At 66.2% G+C, this 16,003-nt stretch carries 15 protein-coding genes; 9 read left to right on the forward strand and 6 right to left on the reverse strand.

Annotation, left to right across the window (positions count from 1 at the left end):
* Positions 1-70: 70 nt before the first annotated feature.
* Positions 71-586 carry an Lrp/AsnC family transcriptional regulator gene (locus E4K09_RS27710; RefSeq protein ID WP_134500821.1) on the forward strand — a complete coding sequence of 172 codons (516 nt, stop codon included), beginning with the start codon at positions 71-73 and terminating at the stop codon, positions 584-586.
* Here the strand turns inward: E4K09_RS27710 and E4K09_RS27715 are convergent.
* Complete coding sequence (locus E4K09_RS27715) at positions 579-2,597, reverse strand: thioredoxin domain-containing protein (RefSeq protein ID WP_134500822.1); 2,019 nt, start codon at positions 2,595-2,597, stop codon at positions 579-581. The two genes, E4K09_RS27710 and E4K09_RS27715, sit on opposite strands and share 8 nt — an antisense overlap.
* 140 nt (positions 2,598-2,737) lie before the next feature.
* Between E4K09_RS27715 and mnmE the strand changes: the two genes are divergently transcribed.
* From mnmE to E4K09_RS27740, 5 genes are all read left to right on the forward strand, one after another.
* Positions 2,738-4,063 carry a tRNA uridine-5-carboxymethylaminomethyl(34) synthesis GTPase MnmE gene (mnmE, locus tag E4K09_RS27720; RefSeq protein WP_134500823.1) on the forward strand — a complete coding sequence of 442 codons (1,326 nt, stop codon included), beginning with the start codon at positions 2,738-2,740 and terminating at the stop codon, positions 4,061-4,063.
* A gap of 226 nt (positions 4,064-4,289) precedes the next feature.
* Positions 4,290-6,170, forward strand: a complete 1,881-nt coding sequence (gene mnmG / locus E4K09_RS27725; RefSeq protein ID WP_134500967.1) for a tRNA uridine-5-carboxymethylaminomethyl(34) synthesis enzyme MnmG — start codon at positions 4,290-4,292, stop codon at positions 6,168-6,170.
* Positions 6,167-6,793 carry a 16S rRNA (guanine(527)-N(7))-methyltransferase RsmG gene (gene rsmG / locus E4K09_RS27730; RefSeq protein WP_134500824.1) on the forward strand — a complete coding sequence of 209 codons (627 nt, stop codon included), beginning with the start codon at positions 6,167-6,169 and terminating at the stop codon, positions 6,791-6,793. Before mnmG ends, rsmG begins: the two co-directional genes overlap by 4 nt.
* Positions 6,793-7,629, forward strand: a complete 837-nt coding sequence (locus tag E4K09_RS27735) for a ParA family protein (protein ID WP_134500968.1) — start codon at positions 6,793-6,795, stop codon at positions 7,627-7,629. Before rsmG ends, E4K09_RS27735 begins: the two co-directional genes overlap by 1 nt.
* An 18-nt stretch (positions 7,630-7,647) precedes the next feature.
* Positions 7,648-8,526 (forward strand): ParB/RepB/Spo0J family partition protein, encoded by an 879-nt coding sequence (locus E4K09_RS27740; RefSeq protein WP_134500825.1) that lies wholly within the window; start codon positions 7,648-7,650, stop codon positions 8,524-8,526.
* A gap of 9 nt (positions 8,527-8,535) precedes the next feature.
* On the opposite strand, the gene E4K09_RS30790 is transcribed toward E4K09_RS27740, so the two are convergent.
* The 4 genes from E4K09_RS30790 to leuS form a co-directional block, all read right to left on the reverse strand.
* The gene (locus tag E4K09_RS30790; protein ID WP_280177501.1) at positions 8,536-8,670 is read right to left on the reverse strand and encodes a hypothetical protein; all 135 of its coding nucleotides are present in this window, start codon (positions 8,668-8,670) and stop codon (positions 8,536-8,538) included.
* Between the two features lie 72 nt (positions 8,671-8,742).
* Positions 8,743-9,762, reverse strand: a complete 1,020-nt coding sequence (gene holA, locus E4K09_RS27745) for a DNA polymerase III subunit delta (RefSeq protein WP_134500826.1) — start codon at positions 9,760-9,762, stop codon at positions 8,743-8,745.
* A gap of 95 nt (positions 9,763-9,857) precedes the next feature.
* A complete protein-coding gene (lptE, locus tag E4K09_RS27750; RefSeq protein WP_134500827.1) occupies positions 9,858-10,406 on the reverse strand; it encodes an LPS assembly lipoprotein LptE in 549 nt (182 codons plus the stop codon).
* Positions 10,393-13,014, reverse strand: a complete 2,622-nt coding sequence (gene leuS, locus E4K09_RS27755) for a leucine--tRNA ligase (RefSeq protein ID WP_134500969.1) — start codon at positions 13,012-13,014, stop codon at positions 10,393-10,395. The genes lptE and leuS overlap by 14 nt, the downstream gene beginning before the upstream one ends.
* Before the next feature lie 216 nt (positions 13,015-13,230).
* Here leuS and E4K09_RS27760 point away from each other — a divergent pair, with 216 nt between their 5' ends.
* On the forward strand, positions 13,231-13,911 hold the full coding sequence (locus tag E4K09_RS27760) for a YggS family pyridoxal phosphate-dependent enzyme (protein WP_134500828.1): 681 nt from the start codon (positions 13,231-13,233) through the stop codon (positions 13,909-13,911).
* A gap of 101 nt (positions 13,912-14,012) precedes the next feature.
* Here the strand turns inward: E4K09_RS27760 and E4K09_RS27765 are convergent, their stop codons facing one another.
* Positions 14,013-14,546, reverse strand: coding sequence for a L,D-transpeptidase family protein (locus E4K09_RS27765; RefSeq protein ID WP_134500829.1), 534 nt, complete (start codon positions 14,544-14,546; stop codon positions 14,013-14,015).
* A gap of 218 nt (positions 14,547-14,764) precedes the next feature.
* On the opposite strand from E4K09_RS27765, the gene E4K09_RS27770 reads away from it, so the two are divergent.
* On the forward strand, positions 14,765-15,451 hold the full coding sequence (locus E4K09_RS27770; protein ID WP_134500830.1) for a response regulator transcription factor: 687 nt from the start codon (positions 14,765-14,767) through the stop codon (positions 15,449-15,451).
* Positions 15,452-15,458: 7 nt separating this feature from the next.
* Positions 15,459-15,953 carry a cyclic nucleotide-binding domain-containing protein gene (locus E4K09_RS27775; protein ID WP_134500831.1) on the forward strand — a complete coding sequence of 165 codons (495 nt, stop codon included), beginning with the start codon at positions 15,459-15,461 and terminating at the stop codon, positions 15,951-15,953.
* The last annotated feature ends 50 nt before the right edge of the window (positions 15,954-16,003 follow it).

A 16,003-nucleotide genomic window follows, 5' to 3' on the forward strand; every position in this document is an offset into this window, starting at 1 on the left:
GCGAAGTTCACCCAAGTCATGCTCCATTATTGGCAGGAAATTGCGTTCAGGCCTCTAAATGGGTGAAATCATGCCGACCCACGATCTCGATGCGATCGATCTGCGAATCCTGGCCGCCCTGCAGGAGGATGCACGGCTCACGAACCAGGACCTCGCCGACCGGGTCGGGCTCTCGCCTTCGCCATGCCTGCGGCGTGTCCGCCGTTTGGAGCAGGAGGGCTTCATCCGCGCCTATCGGGCCGTCCTCGACCGGGAGGCGGTCGGGCTCGGGCTGACCGTCTTCGTCGATATCAAGGTGGAGAAGCATTCCCGCGAGAATGCCGCGGCCCTCCAGGCGAATCTGGCGGCGATGCCGGAAGTGGTGGCCTGCCACATGGTCTCCGGCACCGCCGACTTCATCGTCGAAATCGTGGTGGCCAACCTGAAAGCCTATGAGCGCCTCCTGACCGAAAAGCTCCTGACCTTGCCCATGGTCGGCGACATCCGCTCGAACGTCGCCCTGACCCGGGTGAAATCGGATGCGGCCCTGCCGCTTGCGGATCCCAGGGAGAAGCCGTCCGCCGCGAAGGCGGAGCGAGTTACGTAGCGGAAGATCCGGCCAGCATTTCCCGGACCTGGGCCTGCAGGGCCTCGGGCGTGGTGACCGGAAGCGAACAGCGCATGCCGGCGCAGACGAGGGCCTGCGCGTCCTTGCCCGACGAGGCGAGGGCGCTTGCCGGATGGTGGGCGTCGAGGATCTCACCCATCCGGAGCAGGCGCACGCTCCGGTCGGGATAGGGCACGCGCAGCGCCGCCGCCTGGAGCGGCTGCGCATCCTGACCCGTGACGACGATGCTCAGCCCCCTCACGTGAAGGTCGAGGGCGTTGAGGATCGAGGTGTGACCGAGTGGAGAGGAGCGGGCGACGCCGAGGAGCTGCGTCAGGATCTCTGTGGCCCGCCGGTGATCGTCCTCGGTCTGCGTCAGGTGAGCGAGCCGCACGAGCGCTTCCGCGAACACGCCGTTGGCGTTGGGGACCGCTTCGTCATGGGTCGGCTGCGGGCGGACCACGAGCGGGTCGGCGTCGCGGGCCGTCATGGCGAGGCAACCGGTCTCCTCGATCATGAACGCGTCGAGCAGCACGTCCCGCCACACTTGAGCATCCCGCACATAGGCTGGCTCGCCGGTCGCTTCATGGAGGGCGAGGGCAGCGCGCATCATGGCTGCGTGATCGAGCGCGAAGCCCGGGAAGATGAGCGAGCCGCCGCGCCAGGAATGCCCGAGCTGGCCGTTCCGGCTCATCGTCCCGCTGATGAAACGATAGGCGCGCTCGGCCAATCCAATCCAGTCGGGCCGGTCGAGGAGGGGCGCCGCGCGGGCGAGGGCGGCGATCATCAGCCCGTTCCAATCGGCCAGAACCTTGTCGTCGAGCCCGGGCCGGATACGGGCGGATCGTCGCTCCAGGAGCTTTGCCCGTAGGGCGGCGAGCCGCTGCTCCACGGGAGGAGGGGCCTCGCCGGTGATCAGGCGGTTCGGGATGTTGCTCCCCTCGAAATTTCCCTCCTCGGTGATGTCGTAGACACGTCCGAAGAAGGCGGCGTCCTCGCCTCCGAGAACCTCGCGGATCTCGGATAGGGTCCAGACGTAGAAGCGGCCTTCCTCTCCCTCCGAATCGGCATCGAGGCTGGACGCGAAGGCACCCTCCGGCGTCACCATCTCCCGTTCGAGCCAGGTGACGATTCCCTCCGCCGCGTCCCTGAACAGGGCGCGGCCGGTCTCGGCATGGGCCAGCGCGTAGAGCTCCAGCAGCTGCGCATTGTCGTAGAGCATCTTCTCGAAATGCGGCACGAGCCAGCGCTCATCCACCGCGTAGCGGGCGAAGCCCCCGCCGAGATGGTCGCGAATGCCCCCGAGGGCCATCTGCTCCAGGGTGAGGAGAAAGCCATGGCGGGCTCCGCCGTCCCCGGCGCGGCCCGCATAGCGGAACAGGTATTCGAGGATCGTGGGATTGGGGAATTTCGGCGCGCCTTGAAGACCGCCATGCCGGGTGTCGATCAGCTCGGTGAGGCGCAGGCCCATGCGGTCGAGATCGGCGAGCCCCAGAATGCCTCCGTCCGTTTCGGCTCCCCGTGACAGTTGAGCCTTCAAGGCATCCCGGTTCTGGAGGATACGCTGCGGCTCCGCATGGTAGAGGCGGCTGATCTCGCGCAGCACCTGGACGAAACCGGGACGGCCGAAACGCGGCTCCTTGGGGAAATAGGTGCCGCCCCAGAACGGCTCGCCCTCCGGGGTCAGGAACATGGTGAGCGGCCAGCCGCCCTGTTCGCCCAGAAGATGGAGGGCGCTCATATAGACATGGTCGACGTCAGGGCGTTCCTCCCGGTCGACCTTGATGTTCACGTAAAGCTCGTTCATGACCGCCGCCACGTCCGGATCCTCGAAGCTCTCGTGGGCCATCACGTGACACCAGTGGCAGGCGGCATAGCCGATGGAGATGAGAATGGGCTTGTTGAGCCGCTGGGCCTCGGCCAAGGCTTCGGGCCTCCATTCCCACCAATGGACAGGATTGTCCTTGTGCTGCAGGAGATAGGGTGAGCTGGCATTCGTGAGGCGGTTCATGGATCCTGCTCCGAAAGGGTGCGGCTCAAGCGGATGGCCTGATCGGTCCGAACCGGATCCGATCCCTGTGCCGCTTCGCTTCAGGCCTTCATCAGTCATAATCGCCCTGTCCCGGAAGAGGTCCAAAAAGGTTCATGCCCATGCGCTCCGATGACACCATCTTCGCCATCGCCTCCGGCCATGGACGCGCGGCCGTGGCCATCGTCCGGATCAGCGGGCCGCAGAGCCGGACCGTGATCGAGGTTCTCGGCGGCAGCGTGCCGGAGCCGCGGCATGCGGCCGTGCGCATCCTGCGCGACCCCGGCGCCGGCGAGCCCCTGGACCAGGCGCTGGTTCTGTGGATGCCGGGGCCGCGCAGCTTCACCGGCGAGGACCAGGCGGAGCTCCATATCCATGGCGGCCTCGCCACGCGGGCGGCGGTGCTGAAGGCTCTGGGCGCGATCCCCGATTGCCGCCCGGCCGAGGCGGGCGAGTTCACCCGCCGGGCGTTTCTCAACGGGCGCATGGACCTGTCCCAGGTCGAGGGCCTGGCCGATGTGATCGATGCGGAAACCGAGGCCCAGCGCCGGCAGGCCATGCTCCAGCTCGAAGGCCGCCTCGGCGAGACGACCGAGCGCTGGCGCGAGGAGATCCTCCAGGCGCTTGCGCTCCTCGAGGCGAGCCTCGACTTCTCCGACGAAGGCGACGTGCCGGAGGATCTGGAGGCCGACATCCTGGCGCGGCTCGACCGCCTCCACGGCGATATCGGGCAGGCGCTCTCGAACCGCAGCGGCGAGCGCCTGCGGGAGGGCTTTACCGTGGTGCTGGCCGGATCGCCGAATGCCGGCAAGTCCACCCTGCTCAACGCCCTGGCCCGGAGGGATGTAGCCATCGTCTCCCCCGTGGCCGGAACGACCCGCGACATGATCGAGGTGCATTGCGATCTCGGCGGGCTTCCGGTGGTCATCGTGGATACGGCGGGCCTGCGGGAGAGCCGCGATGCGATCGAGCAGGAGGGTGTCGCCCGAGCCAGGGCCCGGGCGCAGGATGCGGATCTCGTGCTCTGGCTCATCCCGCCCGGGGAAGGGGAGACCGAGCCACCGCCGGCCCGGCGGCTTCTGAAGGTCGGCACCAAGGCGGATCTCGAATGGGCCAATCTCAGCCGGAGCCGCCGCGACTGCGATGTTCTGATCTCAGCCGCGACAGGGGAGGGTCTCCCGGCGCTGATCGCGGCCCTCTCGCGGGAGGCGGAGTCCGCCCTCGGCCAGGGCGATGCCCTCCTCACCCGGGAGCGCCACCGCCGGGCACTCGAACGCGCCCACCATTCTCTTGCGGCTGGGCGAGGGCTGTTGGCGGAAGGCGGCCCACTTGAACTGGCCGCCGAGGAGGTGCGCCTCGCCTCGCGGGCGGTGGGGGAAATCACCGGCCGGGTGGATGTGGAGGACGTGCTGGACCGGCTGTTTTCCAGTTTCTGTATCGGGAAATAGCCTTCGCGGGAGGGGCAGGGCGAATCTGTGACCCTCTGCTGAAATCCTGTTCACGAATCGCCTGAATGGTGGTGAATCCTCTCTGCACAGCCTGTGGGAACCTTGTGTGAAGCTGGTGGAGAGGCCGAATGTTTCACGTGGAACATTTTGCCCTTTTGACCTGACCACCGTGAGGTTTTAGACCCCAGGCATGGAGAATTCGGTGAGTCAGATCCCTTCCCTCGACATGTTCGACGTCGTCGTGGTCGGTGGCGGCCATGCAGGCGCCGAGGCCGCGGCCGCATCCGCGCGCATGGGCGCCCGGACGGCCCTCGTGACGCATAAGCTCGCCACCATCGGCGCCATGTCCTGCAACCCGGCCATCGGCGGTCTCGGCAAGGGCCATCTGGTGCGCGAGATCGATGCTCTCGACGGAGCCATGGGCCGTATCGCCGACAGGGCCGGAATCCAGTTCAGGCTCCTGAATCGCCGCAAGGGTCCCGCCGTGCGCGGCCCCCGCACTCAGGCCGACCGGAAGCTCTACGCCCGGGCCATGCAGGCCGAGCTGATCGGGACCGGGAACCTTACCATCGTGGAGGGAGAGGCGGACGACCTCCTCGTCCGCGACGGGCGCGTGGCCGGTCTCCGCTTAAGCGACGGGCGCCGGCTCGGTGCGGGGGCCGTGGTCATCACGACCGGCACCTTCCTGACCGGGCTGATCCATATCGGCGAGAAGAAGATCCCGGCCGGCCGCATGGGCGAACGCCCTTCGCTCGGTCTCCCCAAAACCTTCGCCCGGCTCGGCTTCACCCTCGGGCGCCTCAAGACCGGTACGCCGCCGCGCCTCGATGGCCGGACCATCGACTGGGCTGGCGTCGACAAGCAGGCGGCCGATGACGAGCCGGTGCCGTTCTCCCTGCTGACGGACCGGATCACCACGCCTCAGATCGAATGCGGCATCACCCGCACCACCGCCAAGGTGCATGACCTGATCCGGGCCAACCTGCACCGCTCCGCCATGTATTCCGGTGATATCCAGGGCACCGGCCCGCGCTATTGCCCCTCCATCGAGGACAAGGTGGTGCGCTTCGGCGACCGCGACGGGCACCAGATCTTCCTGGAACCGGAGGGGCTCGACGACGTCACGGTCTATCCGAACGGCATTTCGACCTCCCTGCCGGAGGACGTGCAGCTCGCCTTCCTGAAGCACATTCCGGGCCTCGAACGGGCGCGCATGCTCCAGCCGGCGTATGCCATCGAATACGATTATGTGGACCCCCGAAACCTGACAGCCGGGCTCGAGACCAAGGCTGTCCGCGGCCTGTTCCTCGCCGGCCAGATCAACGGCACCACGGGTTACGAGGAGGCGGGTGCGCAGGGCCTCGTGGCGGGCCTCAACGCCGCGCGCCGCGCAGCGGGGCAGGAAAACGTGATCTTCGACCGGGCCGAGTCCTATATCGGCGTCCTGATCGACGATCTGGTCACCCGCGGTGTAAGCGAGCCCTACCGGATGTTCACCTCCCGGTCGGAATACCGCCTGAGCCTGCGCATCGACAATGTGGATGAGCGCCTGACGGGGAAGGGCCTGGAGATCGGGTGTGTGGGCACGCGGCGCGAGGCGCATTTCCGGACGGCCCAGGAGGAGATCCGTAGGATTCGCGAGAGGCTTCAGGTTTTGAGCCTGACGCCGCAGGAAGCGGCGCGACACGGGCTTGGTCTCAACCAGGACGGCCTTCGCCGCAGCGCCTATCAGCTCCTGTCCTATCCGGCGATCGGCTGGGTCAATCTCGCCCGGGTCTGGCCGGAGCTCGGCTCGGTGTCGCCGCAGGTTCGGGAGCGGCTGGAAACGGACGCGACCTATGCGGTCTATCTCGATCGGCAGCAGGCGGATATCGCGGCCTATCGCCGGGACGAGGGCATCGTGCTCGAAGAGACGCTCGACTTCCGTGGGCTTCCGGGTCTGTCGAACGAGATCAAGGCCAAGCTCGATCTCGTTCGCCCCAAGACTCTCGGCCAGGCGGCGCGGATCGAGGGGATCACGCCGGCGGCGCTGACGCTGCTCGCGGCCCATGCCAAGAAAACGTCAGGGAAGGCGTCGATCCGTCCTGCCGATCCGGTGGCATCATGACCAGCTCTGCCCCGTCGCCCGCGGACCTGAATGTTTCACGTGAAACAAGAGACAAGCTCAATATCTTGGAGCGCGAGCTTCGCCGCTGGCAGGCCATCAAGAACCTCGTGGGTCCGGCGACCCTCGATCGGATCTGGGACCGCCACATCGTCGATTCTCTGCAGCTTCTGGACCTCGCTCCCGAGGCGAAGACCTGGGTCGACCTCGGCTCCGGTGCCGGGTTCCCGGGGCTCGTGCTCGCCATCGCCGGGCAGGAGAGGGGGCTGAAAGTCCATCTCGTGGAAAGTAATTCCCGAAAATGCGCCTTCCTCCGCCAGATCGCCCGTCTCACTGGAGCCTCGGCCATTGTGCATGAGGCCCGGTTGGAGGTCGTCATTCCCAGCTTCGTGGGCAAGGCCGACGTGGTCTCCGCGCGGGCTCTCGCCGCCCTGCCTCAGTTGCTGGAATGGACGGAACCCATGTTGAAAGCGGGGACAATCGGCCTGTTTCCCAAGGGGCGGGATGCCGAGTCCGAATTGACCGAGGCCCGGAAAAGGTGGACATTCAAGGCAGATATCCTGCCGAGCCGTACCGATTCCGAGGCCAGGATTCTTCGCATAACTTCCATCGAGAGCCTGACATGATGACCGACTCCAGCGAATCCCAAGACGGAGCGCGTGGTATCAAGCCGCGTATTCTCGTTGTCGCCAACCAAAAGGGCGGCGTCGGGAAGACGACGACGGCCATCAACCTCGGCACGGCTCTGGCGGCCATCGGCGAGAGGGTCCTGATCATCGACCTCGATCCGCAGGGCAATGCCTCGACGGGTCTCGGCATCGACCGCAAGAACCGCCCGGTGTCCACCTATCATGTACTGGCCGGCGAAGCCTCGCTGTCGGAAAGCATCACCGAGACCGTGGTGCCGGGTCTCTGGCTCGCACCCTCGACTCTCGACCTGCTCGGCATCGAATTGGAGATCGCCAACGAGCGCAATCGGGCCCACCGTCTCCGCGAGGCGATTCAAGCCTTGACCCTCGATCAGGTAAATGAAGGCTTTACCTATGTTTTAATCGATTGCCCGCCTTCTCTCAATCTCCTGACCATCAACGCCTTGACGGCAGCTGACGCGGTTCTGGTGCCGCTCCAATGCGAATTTTTTGCTCTGGAAGGTCTCAGCCAATTGCTCAAGACCGTGGAGCAGGTCCGTTCCGCTCTCAATCCGAAGCTGTCGATCCATGGCGTCGTGCTCACCATGTTCGACCCCCGCAACAACCTGTCGGGGCAGGTGGTGGCCGATGTGCGTGAGTTCATGGGCGACAAGGTCTACGAGACCATGATCCCGCGGAACGTGCGCGTGTCCGAAGCGCCGTCCCACGGCAAGCCGGTGCTGCTCTACGACATCAAGTGCACAGGCTCTCAGGCCTACCTCCGTTTGGCATCCGAAATCATTCAGCGCGAGCGCGCCCTGCGCGCGGCGTAACAAGAGTTGAGACGAACAATGGCGAAAGAAGCGAAATCGCTCGGCCGCGGCCTGGCCGCGCTGATCGGCGAGGTCGGCGATGAAATCGGCACGATCCAAAGCAACAAAAGCGGCGCCCGGAAGGTGCCGGTCGAGTTCCTGCGCGCGAACCCGCGAAACCCGCGCAAGGTCTTCGAGGATGCGGAGCTCGACGAGCTGACGCAATCCATCAAGGATCGCGGCATCATTCAGCCCATCGTGGTTCGGCCCATCCCGGACAAGAGCGACGTCTACGAGATCGTCGCCGGCGAGCGTCGCTGGCGCGCCTCGCAGAAGGCGGGTCTGCATGAAGTGCCGGTGGTCATCGTCCATATCGACGACAAGACCTCGCTCGAATACGCCATTCTCGAAAACGTCCAGCGCGCCGACCTCAATCCCATCGAAGAGGCTGAGGGCTATGCGCGGCTGATGGCCGAGTTTTCCTATACCCAGGAGAATCTCTCCAGGATCATCGGCAAGAGCCGCAGCCACATCGCCAACATGATGCGCCTTACCGACCTTCCGGCTCCCGTGAAGAAGCTGCTCGTGGAGCGAAAGCTCTCCGCAGGCCATGGCCGCGCGCTTCTCGCCGTGAGCGACCCGGTCGCCGTCGCCGAGCAGGTGCTCGACCATGGCCTGAGCGTGCGCCAGGTCGAGGCGATCGCGCAGGCGGAAAGCGCCGCACCGTCCAGGCTCGAGACGAAATCGGCCAAGCCCAAAATGGAGAAGGATCCCGACACCCGCGCCCTGGAGCAGGTTCTCCAGGACGTCCTGGGTCTCACCGTCTCCATCGATCACAAGGGCAACGGCGGCGAATTGCGCATACGCTACAAGACCTTGGAGCAACTCGACGGATTGTGCCGACGGCTGAATCCGTAAAAACCTGTTTCAGATCAGGATCTTGGCTTTTTGGATATCGCCGACCTCGTCCCGGCCATGACGCAGGTGGTTCACGACGGTGTCCATGTCATCCACGGCTTCCCGCAGGACCGGGAAGGGGATCCGCTCCCACACGCCAGCCACGGATTCCCTTCTCCTCCAGCGGCTCTGCCGCTTCCGGCCGGGAATGACACTGAATGGACGCTCCTGCCAGATTTACCGCCGCGCCATACGCGCGAGGTCGAGGAGAGCCTTGGCGGCAATCGCATCATCGAGGGCCGACAGGCGGCGCGTGTCCAGGAGGCAGGCCTGGAGGAGGGCGATTGCCGTCTTGAGGCTCTCGCTCGTCCAGCGCTGGAGGTGCCGCTCCACCAGGGGCTTTCTGCGGAAATGCAGGCTGCGCATGGTTTCCATCACGGCCGGGATGGGTCGCCCTTCCTCCACCGTTTGGCGGGCCGTGAGCAACATGAGAGCATGGCGCAACGCCGCCCCCAGCAGCACGGAGGCATGAACTCCCTCCGCCGCCAAGCGCCTTGAGCCGATTTCCAGATTCGTGCCGTCTCCGCCGAAAGCGGCGTCCACCACGGCGTCCATCGCAAGGCTTGAGACGTCGCTCATGATGGCGTCGACGTCCTCAAGGGTGATTTCGCGCTTTCCATGCGCGTAGAGCATGAGCTTCGCGAGTTCGCCCCGCGTCGCCAGGCGATCGCCGCCGAGGCTCGCGATCAGCGCCGCACGGGCCTCGCGCCCGATCGCAAAGCCGCCGTTCTTCAACGTTTCGTCCACGACGGCCCCGAGATCGCGGCCCGTATCGGCATAGCAGGGCAGGGCAAGCGCCTTCTGCGAGCGTTCGCAAAGGGTGCGCAAGGGGGACGATTTCTGCAGATCGCCGCCTTCGATGACGATGACAGTGTCCTGCAGGTCGCCCTTGAGCACGGCATCGACCGCGGGGGCGATGTTGCGCGACGTGGATTTGACCCAGATGGCGCGCTTCCCGCCGAACAGGCCCATGGTGCCGGCCTCGTCCGCGAGGCGGGCCGGATCCGAGGCGATGTCGTCGCCGTCGATGCGGATGAGCTGGAACGGGTCGGAGGGATCGTCCACCGCGCGCTCCGCGACGGCGCGGGCGCGCTCGTTGATCAGGCCCATGTCGGGTCCGTAGAACAGATACACGCCGATCCGCGGGTCGGGCCGCCGCAGCGCCCCTTCCACGTCGCCGGCCTTGACGGCGACCATGTCAGAACATCCCTCTTAAAGGGGGAAGATGTTCTAAGTTCTTGAAAAGACGCATTTTCTTTCGCAAAACCGGACCCACTTTTGCGGAAAATGCTTCAGCTGCCAGCAGAGAGCGTCGCCGCCAGACGGGTTTTGATCTGTTCCGCCAGGACCCTGGCGAGCCTGATCTCCGCATCGCGGCCCGCGCGCACGGTGGCAAAACGCTGCTGATAGCGGTCGTAGCTCGTCGAGGAGGTCGCCGAGCCTTGGGTATAAACCCGGGTCCCGTCGAGGCTCGTCAGTGTGTAGGTGACCGTCCCGCCCACGATGGCCGAGGTCGCACGCCCCGTCTCCGTATCGACGATAGGGGTGGAGAGCGAGCGGGCGAGGGCGAGTTTCAGCACGTAGCGTTTCGGCGTCTCCGAGCCGGAGCCGTTCAGGGCGTAGATCAGCTCGCTGCGCAGATAATGTCCCATCACCGCTTGGCTGTCCGGCCAGGCGATCTCGGGAACGTCGATGGAAGCCAGGACCGTCTGGAGCGATTCGCCGGAGGCCGTGGGCCCGTAGAGCGGCTTGAAGCAGGCGGTCAGGCCGAGGGAAAGGCCGGCCGTGAGGCCCGCGACGCGGGCGATGCGGGCCATGCTCTTCAGATTAAACGACGACATTCACGATCCTTTGGGGGACGACGATGATCTTGCGGGCAGGCTTTCCTTCCATAGCCTTTTGCACGGCCTCTAGCGAGAGCACGGCCGCCTCGACCGCAGCCTGATCCGCATCGCGCGCCACGGTCACGTCGGCGCGCTTCTTGCCGTTGACCTGGACGGGCAGGGTGATCGTGTCCTCGACCAGCAGCGAGCGGTCGAGGACGGGCCAGGCCGTGTCGGTTACGAGGCCTTGCTGGCCAAGGGCTTCCCAGCATTCCTCCGCCAGATGGGGCATCATCGGAGCGAGCAGCTGCACGAAGATGCGGCCGGCCTCCGCGAAGGCAGTGGACAGGCCAGGCTCGTCCGCGGTCCTGGCCTGGTTCACCAGGTCCTGGAGACTGTTGGCAAGCTCGTAGAGATGGGCCACGCAGCGGTTGAAGCGCAGGCGCTCCACGTCCTCCTCCACGGCCGCGAGAGCCTTGTGCGCGGCCTTGCGAAGGCTGAGCCCGATCGGCCCCTCGGCCGCTGGCCCATCACCGCCGGCCATGCGGTCGGCGATCTCGCCCACGAGGCGCCAGACGCGCTGCACGAAGCGGCCGGCGCCCTGCACGCCCTCCTCGGTCCAGATCACGTCGCGCTCGGGTGGGGAGTCGGAGAGCATGAACCAGCGTGCGGTGTCGGCGCCGTAGGACGCGATGATCTCGTCCGGATCGACCGTGTTCTTCTTCGACTTCGACATCTTCTCGATGGAGCCGATCTCGATCGGTGCGCCAGTCTCCACATGGAAGGCCCTGCGCAGATTGCCCTGGGTTTCGAACCGCACGTCGCTGGGGAGAACCCAGGCGCCGCTCGAATCCTTGTAGGTCTCGTGCACCACCATGCCTTGCGTGAAGAGGCCCGCGAAAGGCTCGTCCAGACCGGCATGGCCGGTCTTCCTCATCGCGCGGGTGAAGAAGCGCGAATAGAGCAGGTGCAGGATCGCGTGCTCGATGCCGCCGATATACTGGTCGACCGGCAGCCAGGAATCGACCGTGGCGCGGTTCGTGGGCTCGTTGTCAAGGGTCGGGTCCGTGAAGCGGGCGAAGTACCACGACGAATCCACGAAGGTGTCCATGGTGTCCGTCTCGCGGCGGGCGGCCTTGCCGCAATTCGGGCAGTCCACGTGCGTCCAGGTCGGGTGACGGTCGAGCGGGTTTCCGGGCACGTCGAAGGACACGTCCTCCGGCAGCACGACAGGCAGCTGGTCCTTCGGCACGGGGACCACGCCGCAATCGTCGCAATGGATGATCGGGATCGGGCAGCCCCAGTAGCGCTGGCGCGAGATACCCCAGTCGCGCAGGCGGAAATTCACCTTGCGCTCGGCCACCGGACGGTTGTCGCGGGTTTCCGTCTCGAGACGCCGGGCGACCTCTTCCTTGGCCTGCGCGATGGACAGGCCGTCGAGGAAGCGCGAATTGATCAGCCGGCCCTCGCCGTCGTAGGCGGTGTCCGTGATGACGAAGCTGTCCGGGTCCTGGTCCGGCGGGCACACGACCGGCGTGTTGCCCAGGCCGTATTTGTTAACGAAATCCAGGTCGCGCTGGTCGTGCGCCGGACAGCCGAAGATCGCGCCGGTGCCGTATTCCATCAGGATGAAATTCGCCACATAGACCGGCAGCGTCCAGGTCGGGTCGAAGGGATGCACAGCGCGGATCCCGGTGTCGAATCCGAGCTTCTCGGCCTTCTCGATCGCCTCCTGCGCGGTGCCGACGCGCTTGCATTCCTCGATGAAGGCGGCCAGCTCCGGGTTCGTCGCGGCAGCGGCCCTGGCCAGCGGGTGATCGGGGGCGACCGCCATGAACCTGGCGCCGAAGAGCGTGTCGGGACGCGTGGTGTAGATCTCGAGCTCGGTCTCGCCGTTCGGCGTGGTGCCGGGCTGTAGGGCGAAGCGCACCAGCAGGCCCTCCGAGCGGCCGATCCAGTTGCGCTGCATCAGGCGCACCTTCTCGGGCCAGCGGTCGAGGGTGTCGAGCCTGTCGTCGAGGTCCTGAGCGTAGTCGGTGATCTTGAGGAACCACTGGGTCAGCTCGCGCTGCTCCACGAGCGCGCCGGAGCGCCAGCCGCGCCCGTCGATCACCTGCTCGTTGGCAAGAACGGTGTGGTCCACCGGATCCCAGTTCACCTTCGCGGTCTTGCGGTCGACGAGGCCCGCCTCGAGGAAATCGAGGAACATGCGCTGCTGGTGCTTGTAGTAGCTCGGATCGCAGGTGGCGACCTCGCGGCTCCAGTCGAGCGACAGGCCCATGGATTGCAGCTGGGCGCGCATGGTGGCGATGTTGGCGTAGGTCCATTCCTTGGGGTGGACCTTGTTCTGCATGGCGGCGTTCTCCGCCGGCATGCCGAAGGCGTCCCAGCCCATCGGATGAAGCACGTTGAAGCCCTTGGCCCGCTTGTAGCGCGCCACCACGTCGCCCATGGTGTAGTTGCGCACGTGGCCCATGTGGATGCGCCCTGACGGATAGGGGAACATCTCGAGCACGTAATATTTCGGACGCGGGTCGTCGTTGTCGGTCTTGAACAGGTTGCGGTCGTTCCAGACCGTCCGCCATTTCAGCTCGGCTTCCTTGGCGTTGTAGCGCTCGGGCCTCATCTTCGTCAGCACATCCGTCGTTTCGAGCAGGAACGGTGTCCTGCTCACTTGTTCCTGTCACCGCATGATCTTATCGGTGGAGCGGCGTCCGCTTCACCGGATCAGGCTTTAAGACGATTCAAGCGGCTTGCGCCGCCACGCTGCGGCGGACTAGGACACAGCTCTCCCGCGCGGTCAACGGTTTCGCGCGGAGTGCGGCGGCTTTGAGAGGGTCCCATGAGCAAGAACGACGCGGTCGAAGGCCTGAGAGACGTGCAGGAGGCGATCCGCCGCGCGGCGTCGGACTACGATCGCGATCCCTCGGGGATCACCCTCGTGGCCGTCTCGAAAACCTTTCCGGCGGAGGCCGTCGAGCCGGTTCTGGCTGCGGGCCAGCGGGTTTTCGGGGAAAACTACGTTCAGGAAGCCAAGGCCAAGTGGCCCACGCTGCGCGAGCGCTACCCGGACGTGGAGCTTCACATGATCGGCCCGCTCCAGTCCAACAAGGCCCGGGAGGCGGTGGAACTCTTCGACGTGATCCACACCCTCGACCGGCCCTCCCTCGCGGAGGCGCTCGCCAAGGAGATCGCCCAGCAGGGCAGGACGCCCCGCCTGCTCGTTCAGGTGAACACGGGCGAGGAGCCGCAGAAGGGCGGGGTGATTCCCGCCGAGGTGGATGCCTTTCTGGAGGCCTGCCGCGCCCGATACGGGCTCGCGATCGAGGGCCTCATGTGCATCCCCCCGGCGGAGGATCCGCCCTCGCCGCATTTCGCGCTCCTCAACACCATTGCCAAGCGGCACGGACTGACAACGCTCTCCATGGGCATGAGCGCCGATTTCGACGCGGCGATCCAGCTCGGCGCGACCCATGTGCGCGTGGGCAGCGCGATTTTCGGGGCGCGGCCGGCGAAAGGTTAGCCCAGCCGCCCGAGAATAGGCCTGAACCATCCCGTCCGCGCTTTCAGGAGCGAATGCGAGGCAGCGGAGAGGCAGGGCGGCGGCCGCGCCAGGATCATGGGTCAGCCGACGATCTCGATGCGTGTCTTCGGCCCGATCCGCCCCAGGAGGCGCCGGATCTTGCGCGGATCCACGGCCACGCAGCCTTCGGTCGGCAGGAAGCCCGGACGGGCGAGATGGAGGAAGATGGCGCTGCCGCGGCCGCGTCTGATGGGACCCCGGTTCCAGGCGATATCGACCACCACGTCGTAGAGATGATCGTCGCGCCACATCCTCTCGTGGCTCGTGGGGCAGGGGAGCGGGACGAGCGTGTTGTAGCGCCGGTCGCCCACGTCGTCCGACCAGCCGTCCGTCGGCCGGATGGGGCGCAGCCTCAGGCCCGTGCGGGGCCGGGGACCGTGATCGGCCCGGTAGAAGGCCTGCAGCAGGCCAAAGCGCCCGACCGGCGAGGCGCCGTCGCCTTCGCGCTTGGCGCGGCTCGTCCCTGAACGTCCGAGCGCGCAGGGGAGAGTGAGAGTGCCGGCCGTCAGCCGGCCCCGGCGGTGATCGAGGGGAGAACGGTGAACGCGGATGATGTCGACGCTGGTTCGTTTCATAGCCGTGGAAGGGCGGGCCCCGCCTCTTGTTGTCAAGCTGGGAATGACTACTCTAATGCAACGGGCGTGATCCGAAAGTGGGAAGCGTGACGCCGGCGGAGCCGCAAGGACCCGGCCGGCCGGCTTGGCGATCATGCGTGAGGGCGCAGGAGCGGAGTTCGCATCCGGTCCTGGGACGCCGCCCGGTTTGTCTCTGTTCATCGTGTGAAGGGTTTGAAATGTCGAATGCCAGCCGCCTCCTCGTCGTGGACGACGATCAGGACCTGCGCGACACCCTGGCCGAGCAGCTGGGACTTCACGAGGAGTTTCAGGTCACCACCGTGGAGAGTGCCGCGGCCGCCATCGAGGCGGTGAAGGGGGACCGGATCGACCTCGCCATCATGGATGTGGGCCTGCCCGACATGGATGGGCGAGAGGCCGTGAAGACCATGCGCCAGAACGGCTTCCGCAGCCCGATCATCATGCTCACCGGTCAGGGATCGGACAACGACACCGTGATGGGCCTGGAAGCCGGCGCCAACGATTACGTGGTGAAACCGTTCAAGTTCGCGGTCCTCCTCGCCCGCATCCGGGCGCAGCTGCGCCAATACGAGGCGAGTGAGGACGCGGTGTTCCAGATCGGCCCCTATACCTTCCGTCCGGGGTCGAAGCTGCTCACCAACGAGAAGGGTTCGAAGCTCAAGCTGACCGAGAAGGAAACCGCGATCCTGCGCTATCTCTACCGCGCCGGCCAGGCGGTTGTGGGGCGCGAGACGCTGCTCACGGAGGTCTGGGGCTACAATTCCAACGTGACCACCCATACGCTGGAAACGCATATCTACCGGCTGCGCCAGAAGATCGAGGCAGATCCCTCCAATGCCCGCATTCTCGTCACCGAGCCCGGTGGCTACAAGCTGATCCCTTGAGGCAGCCATGGCGCTCGACGACGACATCGCGGTTCTCTCCCAGGCTCCCCTGTTCAATCTGCTGGAGCGGGATGCCCTGCGCCTCGTCGCCTTCGCGTCGGAAAACAGGAGCCTCCGCGAGGGCGACGTGCTGTTCCGCAAGGGCGACCGCTCGGACGGGGGCTATGTGGTGAGCCAAGGCGCCATCGCGCTCGACGCCAGCGAGGACGGCTCGCCGGCGGCCTTCGTGGCAGGTCCGGGGGCCCTGATCGGCCAAGCCGCCCTGTTCACGCGCATCGCCCGGCCGGCCACGGCGACCGCCCAGGAACCATCCACCGTGATCCGGGTGACCCCGAGCCTCATGCGCCGCGTGCTGGAGGAGTTTCCCGCCGCCGCCGCCGCCATGCAGGACGCCATGGCGGAGGAACTGGCCCGTCTGACGCAGGGCCTCGAGCGGGTGCGCCAGCAGCTCATCGCCATCGACGGCGAGGAGAGACCCGCCCGGCGCTCCGAGGACGAGTGAGGGTTGCGGGCGCATCGTGCGGAAGGATGCACCGGATCGATCCGGTACCC

It is taken from the genome of Microvirga pakistanensis, assembly GCF_004458765.1.
In the GTDB taxonomy this organism is placed as follows: Bacteria; Pseudomonadota; Alphaproteobacteria; order Rhizobiales; family Beijerinckiaceae; genus Microvirga; species Microvirga pakistanensis.